This is a genomic window from Sporobacter termitidis DSM 10068 (assembly GCF_900130065.1).
Lineage (GTDB): Bacteria > Bacillota > Clostridia > Oscillospirales > Oscillospiraceae > Sporobacter > Sporobacter termitidis.
Genome location: NZ_FQXV01000010.1, coordinates 161,463 through 171,470, shown reverse-complemented (window position 1 = coordinate 171,470; position 10,008 = coordinate 161,463). Strand labels below are relative to the sequence as shown.

Annotated in this window: 9 protein-coding genes, 1 tRNA gene and 1 rRNA gene; 7 read left to right on the top strand and 4 right to left on the bottom strand. The window is 58.5% G+C overall.

Annotated features, from left to right (window positions below; genetic code table 11):
- Positions 1–19 precede the first annotated feature (19 nt).
- The 5 genes from BUB60_RS14095 (at position 20) to BUB60_RS20775 (ending at position 2,431) form a co-directional block, all read left to right on the top strand.
- Positions 20–91, top strand: a tRNA-Glu gene (locus tag BUB60_RS14095).
- An 83-nt stretch (positions 92–174) separates the two neighbouring features.
- A 5S ribosomal RNA gene (gene rrf / locus BUB60_RS14090) occupies positions 175–291 on the top strand.
- 314 nt (positions 292–605) lie between these two features.
- Positions 606–1,850 (top strand): ammonium transporter, encoded by a 1,245-nt coding sequence (locus BUB60_RS14085; RefSeq protein WP_073080290.1) that lies wholly within the window; start codon positions 606–608, stop codon positions 1,848–1,850.
- A 21-nt stretch (positions 1,851–1,871) separates the two neighbouring features.
- Positions 1,872–2,213, top strand: a complete 342-nt coding sequence (locus BUB60_RS14080) for a P-II family nitrogen regulator (protein WP_073080257.1) — start codon at positions 1,872–1,874, stop codon at positions 2,211–2,213.
- Positions 2,214–2,296: 83 nt separating this feature from the next.
- Positions 2,297–2,431 carry a hypothetical protein gene (locus BUB60_RS20775; RefSeq protein ID WP_278277515.1) on the top strand — a complete coding sequence of 45 codons (135 nt, stop codon included), beginning with the start codon at positions 2,297–2,299 and terminating at the stop codon, positions 2,429–2,431.
- Between the two features lie 809 nt (positions 2,432–3,240).
- On the opposite strand, the gene BUB60_RS14075 is transcribed toward BUB60_RS20775, so the two are convergent.
- Positions 3,241–3,750, bottom strand: coding sequence for an ECF transporter S component (locus BUB60_RS14075; RefSeq protein ID WP_073080255.1), 510 nt, complete (start codon positions 3,748–3,750; stop codon positions 3,241–3,243).
- 40 nt (positions 3,751–3,790) lie between these two features.
- A complete protein-coding gene (locus tag BUB60_RS14070) occupies positions 3,791–4,693 on the bottom strand; it encodes a ribonuclease Z (protein WP_073080253.1) in 903 nt (300 codons plus the stop codon).
- 207 nt (positions 4,694–4,900) lie between these two features.
- Here BUB60_RS14070 and BUB60_RS14065 point away from each other — a divergent pair, with 207 nt between their 5' ends.
- Positions 4,901–6,169 carry a hexokinase family protein gene (locus BUB60_RS14065; RefSeq protein ID WP_242941215.1) on the top strand — a complete coding sequence of 423 codons (1,269 nt, stop codon included), beginning with the start codon at positions 4,901–4,903 and terminating at the stop codon, positions 6,167–6,169.
- A 609-nt stretch (positions 6,170–6,778) separates the two neighbouring features.
- Here the strand turns inward: BUB60_RS14065 and BUB60_RS14055 are convergent.
- Both BUB60_RS14055 and asnS read right to left on the bottom strand, forming a co-directional pair.
- Positions 6,779–6,982 (bottom strand): DUF896 domain-containing protein, encoded by a 204-nt coding sequence (locus BUB60_RS14055; RefSeq protein WP_073080247.1) that lies wholly within the window; start codon positions 6,980–6,982, stop codon positions 6,779–6,781.
- 18 nt (positions 6,983–7,000) lie between these two features.
- Positions 7,001–8,386, bottom strand: coding sequence for an asparagine--tRNA ligase (gene asnS / locus BUB60_RS14050; protein WP_073080245.1), 1,386 nt, complete (start codon positions 8,384–8,386; stop codon positions 7,001–7,003).
- A gap of 192 nt (positions 8,387–8,578) precedes the next feature.
- Between asnS and BUB60_RS14045 the strand changes: the two genes are divergently transcribed.
- Positions 8,579–9,862 (top strand): glycoside hydrolase family 18 protein, encoded by a 1,284-nt coding sequence (locus tag BUB60_RS14045; RefSeq protein WP_341444228.1) that lies wholly within the window; start codon positions 8,579–8,581, stop codon positions 9,860–9,862.
- The last annotated feature ends 146 nt before the right edge of the window (positions 9,863–10,008 follow it).

The following is a 10,008-nucleotide window of genomic DNA, read 5'->3' as shown; positions in this document are numbered from 1 at the left end:
CGAAATCTGCGACGACGACGGCCCGTTGGTCAAGCGGTCAAGACGGCGGCCTCTCACGCCGCAAACAGGAGTTCGATTCTCCTACGGGTCATTTAAACTCCTAGGTATCTTTCAGTAGCTTCTTGACAAAAATAGCATATTGTAGTAGTATTCGGTTACAATACCGATTACATAGTTGGTGTTGCTAACGGTGAGGGTCCACCCGTTCCCATTCCGAACACGGCAGTTAAGCTCACTCGTGCCGACAATACCTGGCTGGCGACGGCCCGGAAAGATAGGTAAATGCCAACACAAAAAACAACCTCATTTAGTGTGAGGTTGTTTTTTTGTTCAAAATCGGCAGGAAATACATGGTATGCCGTAAAACCTCGATAATGCAACAATATAATTAGATCCTGCAAAAAACACGAATTATACAACGACATCATAAAATAATATTAAGAATATGAATTTCGCACTTGACAAATGTTCATTGCTTCAATATTATAATAACATACTTCCGGAAGAAGTTACCGCAAAATTTAATCAGGGCAACGGAGCCGATAAAGCTGTACGTCGATGTACGGCATTATTGGCTCTATTATTTTTTAAAGGGAGTGGATATCATGGCGGCACTGAACTCAGGAGATGTCTCCTGGATGCTGACATCGTCGGCGCTCGTACTTATCATGACACCCGGCCTGGCATTTTTCTACGGCGGACTCGTTAAGCGCAAAAACATTATCAATACCATCATGTCCTCGGTCATCCTGATGGGCATTGCATCCTTACTGTGGGTGCTGATCGGCTTTACGCTGTCCTTCCATGGGGGAGAAGGCGGCATCTTCGGCGATTTCGGCTGGTTCGGCCTGAATTTCGATACGCTGAACGACACGACGCTCCCGTACCCGAACACGCTGTGCCTGGCGATTTTCCAGATGATGTTCGCCATCATCACACCGGCGCTGATTACCGGCGCTATCGCCGAGCGCATGAAATTCGGCGCGCTCGTCATTTTCACAACGGTCTGGTCTATTCTCGTATACTACCCCCTGGCGCATATGCTCTGGGGCGGCGGCTTCCTGTTCAAGCTCGGCGCCGTCGACTTTGCGGGCGGCAATGTCGTCCACATCAGCTCCGGTGTCAGCGCCCTGGTTCTGACTCTCCTGCTGGGTAAGAGGAAGAACTTTGGCAAGGCGCCATACCATCCGCACAATGTGCCGTTTGTGCTTCTCGGCGCGGCGCTGTTGTGGTTCGGCTGGTTCGGCTTCAACGCGGGCAGCGCGCTGGCGGCCAACGGCCTGGCAATCCACGCATTCATGACGACGAATACGGCGGCCGCTACGGCGCTTCTGTCCTGGCTCCTTATCGAGGTCATCAGAAACGGCAAGCCGACCCTTGTCGGCGCATCCACCGGTATCGTCATCGGCCTTGTGGCCATCACGCCGGCTGCGGGCTTCGTGCCTGTCTGGGCGGCCATCATCATCGGCGCGCTTGTCAGCCCGATCTGCTATTTCTTCATTACTGTCATCAAGCCGAAGTTCGGCTATGACGACGCCCTGGACGTCTTCGGCTGCCACGGCGTCGGCGGCATCTGGGGCGGCATCGCCACCGGTCTGTTCGCGCAGAAGTCGATCAACTCCGCCGCGGCCTGGGACGGACTCGTCTTCGGCGACGCGCACCTCTTTGTCCGCCAGCTCGCGGCTATCGGCATCACCATCGGCTTTGCGGTCGTCGGCACGCTCATCGCCGCCGGGATATCCTCTCTCGTCACAAAGGGCATCAAGGTGCCGCCCAAGAGCGAGGATGCCGGCCTCGACAGCTCCGAGCACGGCGAAACGGCTTACCCGGCGTTCAACGGCATGGATTAAGTCTGAAACGGAGGGTTTTGTATGAAAAAAATCGACGCATTCATCAGACCGGAAAAGCTCGAAGAAATCAAGGGCGTCCTTGACAAGCTTCAGCTTAACGGGCTGAGCATCAGTCAGGTCATGGGGTTTGGCAAACAGAAGGGCTGGAAGGAATATGTCCGCGGCACGGAGATCGATTACAACTTCCTGCCCAAGGTCAAGCTCGAAATCGTTACCGCCGATGAGGAGGTTGAGGGCGTTATCGCCAAGATCTCGGAAATCGCCTATACCGGCAGTGTCGGAGACGGCAAAATCTTCATCTCGGATATCATCGACGCTGTCCGTATCAGGACGAAGGAGCGCGGTATCGACGCGATAAAATAAAACCAATTACTCCTATCATCCCTCTCAATATACGTACCGCGCACCCGGTAACAGGGTGCGCGGTGACGTTTGGGTAAACTGATTTGTACACGCCACTGACCAGCGGCATCATCTCCCAGGAGGTCTGTGCGCCGGCCATCCTCGTCGTCCTCCTGACAACGGTGATCACGCCGGTGCTTTTGAAAATCGTCTCGGCTCGACAGAAAGAAGTCCGGTGAAATCCCGATGGGGACCGTATGACGCCCATTAGTTACCGCTCGAATGGGGGGCTGGCATAGGGACGCGGCCCGTCGGCGGATCAATGCCGGCTGACAAGATTGGCGGGCGATTCGTGAATCGCCCCTACATAAGCGGGGGTTCATGCTTGCTGCGCTTGTGCGGTGTGGCGCCGACAAGCTCCCTCCTTCAGTCGCCTGCGGGCGACAGCTCCCTCGTCTGAGGGAGCCGGGGAAAACGGGGATACACGCGCAGCCCGGTTCCCGGAGTGCGGTGCGATGGGACGCTAAGGGCGGCGCCCCCTATGACGGATTCGACAGGAAAACAGGCTTGTATTGGATGAAAAAGGGCTTCTGTTGGATATGGTTTGGCTGATTTTGATTAAAAATGCTTTGTAAACCCTTAAAAGAGGCAGAATTGGCGCGATATTTTCCTTGATATGTTACGAGAGTATTAAGCGTTTGGGGCTCGAAGAGTTGTCAAAGCGCTGCGGTTGCTGGATAATGGGTTTTTGAGAATCTCGATTTGTGTTATATTTATATTTTAAAAAACGCCGATTGAAGGCGTTTGTCGGTTTATGTCGAATGAGTATGCGGGTGGGTAGACGGCTTTCTTATAACGGAAAAAGCACGCTCAGTATGTTATACTGAGCGTGCCAGCGCGGGGATGATAGCGCCCCCGAGAGGGCGTTCGGTTATAAAAAATTCGACGGGGCGCGGCACGGAAGGCCCTCATCCGGCGCTGCGCGCCACCTTCCTCGGAGGGGAAGGCTTGGGGACTGGGACCGGCGCTTATTAAAACGCAGGAGCTGTTATTTTAGTTCATCGAAGTGCGTGACCTTCTGTATTCGCACGGCGACAGGGTAGAGGAGCAGGGCAATGACGACACTGGCGCCCCACTGGATCATATTGCCTGGGATGGCATTGCTCACAGCGGCGCCGAAGCCGCCGATGCAGATATCGTATAAACCATAGCCAACGACCATGACCGCGCCGCACAGCACACAGGCTAAAGCATAAATCCAGAACTTCCTTTTCAGCATCAGGCAGCCGGCGATGAGGCCCATGAGACCCTTGATAATCAGGGTCGCCGGCGCATAAACAGCGGCGCCAGCGGTCAGATCCGCCAAACCGCTGCCAATACCGGACGCGAGCGCCGCTAAAGGACCGCCAAAAAGATATGAAATAATATAAATGGCGATATCGCCGAAATTTACATAGGAGCCCGAGGCTGAAACCGTGAAAACGAAAAGGCGCGTTACCGTAAAAACAATCGCGGCGGCGAGCGCCGTATATGTGATTCTCCGGATATTTTTACTCATGTATCTCACCTGATCTTTATGATTTTCGAGGCCACTGGTTTCAAAGCGTTGTTTTAATGCCGTCGTAACCGATCTCGGTATTCCTGAAAACGGCCCGGGCGTTGCCGATATAAGTCTCCGGGTCCTTCATGGCGGGGCTGAAATGCGTCAGCCACAGGCGGCCGGCGCCGGCCATCGAGGCCAGGCGGGCGCTGTCGGCGAAGACCATGTGCCCTTTTTCCTCCATTTTGTCGCGCATCTCCGTCTCCCCGTACATGCCCTCGCAGACGAGCAGGTCGCTGTCCCGGGCGAAGTCCGCCATGGGCGCGGTGGGCACGGAATCGGTGATATAGGTGACGGACAGGGGGCGGCGCTCTCCGTCCAGGACCATCCGCGGCTCGATCTGCCGGCCGTCGTCCAGGCGGACGGGGGTGCCGGCGTGGAGTGTTTTGAACAGATTTTTCGGCACCCCCAGCTGCCCGGCCTTCTCCGGATTGAACACGGGCTTCCGCCGCAGGGAGACGCGGTAGCCGAAGCAGGGAATGCCGTGCTCCAGCGGCAGGTATGACACCGAGAGCTCGTCGTCCTCCAGGAGCCCTTCCGTGCCGTTTTTCAGCTCGATAAGCTCCACGGGGTACGGCAGCGCCGGGGCGATGATCATCAAAGAGGAGACGACGGCTTCGAGGTGCTGCGGCCCGACGATTAGGAGCGGTGTTTTCTTGTCATGGTTGCCCAGCGTCAAAAGGAGGCCCGGCAGGCCGGCGATATGGTCGGCGTGGAAATGCGTCACCAGCAGGATATCCAGGCGGCTCAGCTTGCAGCCGGCTTTTTTCAGGGCAATCTGCGTGCCCTCGCCGCAGTCCACGAGCAGCGCCTTACCCTGGTACTCGATCCAGCAGCAGCTGAGCCACCGCTCGGGAAGCGGCATCATGCCGCCCGTGCCCGGCAGGCAAACGTCCAGCATCACGACGGCCTCCTCTCTTTCGTAATAATATTCGGCAAATTTTAGCATGCAGAAATTATATAGATTTTATACGCTGAGGGCGGGCCGCGTCAATGGCCAATCCGCCGATACGCGCGAAAAAGCTTCTATAAAAAGGGGCGCTGCGCTATAATGGGAGTAAACCGGCCGCGGCTCACAATTTTGCGTAAAGGAGCATCCGCCTTGAACGTGACGAAAAAAACAGACGATTTTCTGCGCCGCTGCGGCATGCATCCGGACGGCGTCGATTTTAATGAAATCAAAAACACCTTCATCGACGAAATGAAGGCGGGTCTTGAGGGAGAGCGGTCTTCTCTGGACATGCTGCCGTCGTACCTGTCGGCGCGGCCCGCCGGGGACGGAACGGCCGTGGCTGTGGACATCGGCGGCACAAACCTCCGCATCGCCCTGACGGCCTGTCAGGGCGGACAATTTCGCATCCTCAGCCTGGACGAATTCCCTGTGCCGGGACTGGAGCGCGAGGTCACAAAGGCGGAATTTTTCCGGGAGATCGCCGGGCATCTCCTGCCGGCGGCCCGGCAAAGCGGCAATATCGGCGTCTGCTTTTCACACGCGGTGGAAATGCTGCCGGGCGGAGAGGGCAGGCTCATCGCTTTCAGCAAGGAAATCAAGGTTTCCGGCGCGGCAGGAATGGAAATTTTAAAGGAGCTGTCGCAGGCGCTCCGTGAGGCCGGCGCCGGACCGGCGAAACACAGCGTCCTGCTCAACGACACGGCGGCCGTGCTCCTGGGCGGAGCCATGGCTTCGGGCGGGCAGGACTGCGGCGGATATGTCGGCTTTGTGCTCGGCACCGGCATGAATCTCAGCTATGTTGAAAGAACCGCGGAGATCAAAAAGCTCGGCGGCGGCGCTGATGATACCATGATCGTCAACACCGAGGCCGGCGGCTTCGGCGGCGTGCCCGCCGGCCTGTTGGACCGGGCGCTGGACGCGGCGTCGTCAAATCCCGGCGCGCACCTTTTGGAAAAAATGACGAGCGGCCGGTATCTGGGGCGGCTCATTCTCCTGACGCTGCAAAAAGCCGCGGCCGACGGGCTCCTGACGCCGCCGGCGTCAGAAGCGGTCCTGCGGCTTGGAGACCTGCCGCTGCCGGCGGCGAGCGATTTTATGTCCGACCCGAGGGGCGGGAGCCGCCTGGCGGCGCTCTGCCGGGACGAATCCGACCGGGACGCGGTCTATACCGTTGCCGACAGGATCGTCGGGCGGGCGGCAAAGCTCACCGCCGCGGCCGTGGCGGCGGCCGTCGAGAAGACCGGCGCGCGGCCCGACAGGCCCGCCTGCGTCACGGCGGAAGGCTCGACGTTTTATAAGCTCTACGGATTCAGGGAGAAGTTCCTGAATTGTCTGGCAAGGGGCGGCTATGGCCATACGCGGGTGACGGGCGTTGAAAACGCCACGCTGCTGGGGACGGCCGCGGCCGCCATGGCCGGCAGATAAAAAAGCAAGCAGGAGCTTGATCCTGCATTAGGCTGTCGATAAAACCGAGGCTGTACACAATGTACAGCCTCTTTTGTATTTTGCCGCTCTGCCGCCGTTCCCGGCCGCATTTGTCCGATGCCGCGATTTGGAATACCCGTAGGGCGGGGGCTTGCTCCCGCCGTTCTTGTTGGCGCGGCGGGGCGGCTGCGATGCCGCGCGGTACGGGAGGCAATCCTCAGTCGGCTTCGCCGACAGCTCCTTTCAAAAAGGAGCCTTGGGACGCCGAGGGCGGCTTCCCCTACGGGGGGAACGTGTCGGCACGGCTTGTTGTCCAGGATAAGGACCGGCGGCGGGCCGGGTCGTCCCGCCCTACGAACATGCCGTTGGATTGCCGCAACGAGGGCGGGATGACCACCTCCCGCCGTTCTTGTGAGCGCGGCGCAGAGGTGTCTCGTCCGGCGCTGCGCGCCGCCTTCCGGGGGAAGGCGTGGATTCCCGCCTTCGCGGGAATGACATGACGGGGGGTGCGCGGGTGACGGCAGGGGGTGCGGGAATGGTACGGCGGGGGTGCAGGGGTGACATGGCGGGGATGGTGTGGCGGGAGGTAGGTAGATGACGCGGGGGCGGCTACTCTTTGCGTTTCAGCTTTTCACGCGTGCCGTCGGGGCGCTGGATGTAGGTGTTGTCCAGCGTGTTGGTGAGGGCGGTGCGGAAGGCGGCCACGTATTCCTCGCGCAGCGCCTTCTGCAGCGCCAGCTCCTCCTCGCAGAGTCCGCAGGCCCGGGCCTTTTTGGCCAGCTCGTTGATTTTATCGATTTTGGATTGCTCCATAGGGGCGCCTCCGTTTGATCAGAAAGTCAGGTTGCCCGGCGTCCTGGGATACGGGATGGTGTCCCGAATGTTGCCGATGCCCGTTAAATACAGGATGAACCGCTCCAGGCCGACGCCGAAGCCGGCGTGCTTGACCGTGCCGAAGCGGCGCAGGTCCACATACCACTTGAGGGGCTCCACGGGAATGTCCAGCTCGCTCATGCGCTTTACCAGGTGGTCGTAGCGCTCCTCCCGCTGGGAGCCGCCAATCAGCTCGCCCACGCCGGGGACCAGCATGTCGCAGGCGGCGACCGTTTTGCCGTCGTCGTTCATGCGCATGTAGAAGGCCTTGATGTCCTTGGGATAGTCCGTGATGAAAACGGGGCCCTTGGCCACCTGCTCGCAGATATACCGCTCGTGCTCCGTCTTGAGGTCGCAGCCCCAATCGTACGGATATTTGAAGTCGACGCCGGATTCCCTGAGGCACTCGACGGCCTCCGTGTACGTCAGGACCTTGAAGCTGGAGTCCGCCACCGCCTGGAGGCGGGAGATGAGGGTGTGCTCCTTGTCGATGAGGTCGTTGAAGAACTGCATCTCCGGCGCGGCCTTTTCCAGCACCGTTTTGATGCAGTATTTGATGAGCCCTTCCATGACGGCCATGTCGTCCTGCAGGTCGGCAAAGGCGAGCTCCGGTTCGATCATCCAGAATTCGCTGGCGTGGGTCGTCGTGTTGGAATTCTCCGCCCGGAAGGTGGGGCCGAAGGTGTAAACCCTGCCGTAAGAGAGCGCGAACGGCTCCACGTGCAGCTGGCCGGAGACGGTCATGCACGCGTGCTTGCCGAAAAAGTCGTTTTCATAGTCGGCGTCGTTCCGGGTGGTGACCGTGAACACCTCGCCGGCGCCCTCGGCGTCGTTGCCGGTGATGATGGGCGTGGTGATATACAAAAAGCCGTTTTGCTGCAGGTAATCGTGGATGGCGGCGCAGAGGATGGACCGGACGCGGAAGAGCGCGGAAAAGGTGTTTGTCCGCGTTCTCAGATGCGGGATCTCGCGCATGAATTCCAGCGTGTGCCGCTTTTTCTGCATGGGGAAATCGGGGTCGCAGCTGCCCAGCAGGAGAACTTCCTGAGCGAGCACCTCAAAGGGCTGCTTGGCTCCCGGCGTCGGCTTGAAGGTCCCGGAGACCTCGATGGAATAGCCGGTGAGGTATTTGGAGGCCTCCTTGAGCTCGCCGTTTGCATCCATGTCATAGACAAGCTGGCAGCCTGAAAAACAGGAGCCGTCGTTGAGCTCGATAAAGCCGATGTGGCCGTTGTCCCTGTTGGTCCTGATCCAGCCCCTAATATTGACGGCTTTGCCGGCCGCGCCGCTGTCATCCTTCATTTTATAAAGATCCGATATAAGCTGATACCCGCTTTGAATCATAATATATCTCCTTTTTAAAGCACCGCTACCACCATCCCTCACAGGGCGGGCGGCACTCCTCTTACTAGAAGAAGTATAAGATAATATGTCCCAATAATCAACTTAAACGTCATGAGAGTCAATATGACCGCCTGGAGAATATCATGGAATGCAAACTGCGGAAGTCACGCATCCGTGGACAAACCAGAAAGGATGATCATTTTGACTATTTATACCGTAAGGAGGGGTGACAGTCTTTACGCGATCGCGAACAAATACGGCGTGACGGTCGATGCCCTGATTTACGATAATCAGATCGCAAATCCTCTCCGCCTCGTGGAGGGTCAGGCCATCTATATCCCGGTCACAAGCGTTTCCTACCGGGTCCGTCCGGGCGACAGCGTCTACTCCATCGCCCGCAGCTACAACACGACTGTGGCTGCCATCACGGCCGCCAACCCGACGCTCAACCCGGCCAGATTATACCCGGGCCAGACGATCACCATTCCGTTCCCCAACGCGATGCTGGGCAATGCCCAGGTCAACGGCTTTACGGTCAGCGGGTCGGAGACGACGCTACGGGAATGGATGCCCTATCTTACATATATCAGCTTTTTCTCCTGGCAGGCCGATGCCGGCGGCGGAATCACGCCCATCAACGACGACAGGGTGCGGACAAACGCCCGGGAGGCAAATGTCGCCCCGCTGATGAGCGTGACGAATATTCAGCCCGGCGGCGGCTTTTCCAGCGATATCGCTCACGCCATCCTGACAAACGAGGAGGCCCAGAGCACGCTGCTGACAAATATTATGGCGGCGATGCGGCAGAGGAATTACTACGGCGTCATTTTCGACATCGAGTACGTCTACCCGTATGACCGGGAGAGCTACAATCAGTTCTTGCGCCGCGCCGTCAGCATGCTCCACGCCGAGGGCTATATCGTCATGACGGCCATCGCGCCGAAGACCTCGGCCACCCAGGCGGGTACGCTGTACGAGGCGCACGATTATCCGGTGCACGGAGAGCTTGTCGATTACGTTATCATCATGACGTACGAGTGGGGTTATTTGTACGGCCCGCCCATGGCCGTGGCGCCCATCAACGAGGTGCGGCGCGTGCTGGACTACGCGGTGAGCGTGATCCCGTCCAATAAAATACTCATGGGCATGCCGAATTACGCCTACGACTGGACGCTCCCGTTCGTCCAGGGGTCGGCGGCGCGGCCCATGTCCAACACGGCGGCCATAGCTCAGGCCTCGGACGTGGGCGCGGTCATCAAATACGACGAGCAGGCACAGGCGCCGTTTTACAATTATTACGACAGCCAGGGCAGGCAGCACGAGGTCTGGTTCGACGACGCCCGGAGCATCGAGGCGCGCCTGCGGCTCATCCACGACTACAATCTGGCCGGCCTGAGCTACTGGACGATCGACAACCTGTTCAGAGCGCAATTTCTTGTGCTGCACACGATGTATAACATCGCCAAGGTCATATAACAAGGACTTGCGGATTTGCTGTCCGCGGAAAGCGACGGAAGGAGGGATACGCGGCACTTTTGGTGCGCCGTATCCCTCCTTCCATCGCCTGCGGGTGAAAGGCGTGCGCCCGGGCGCGCGGCAAGGTTCCCTCCTTCAGTCGCCTG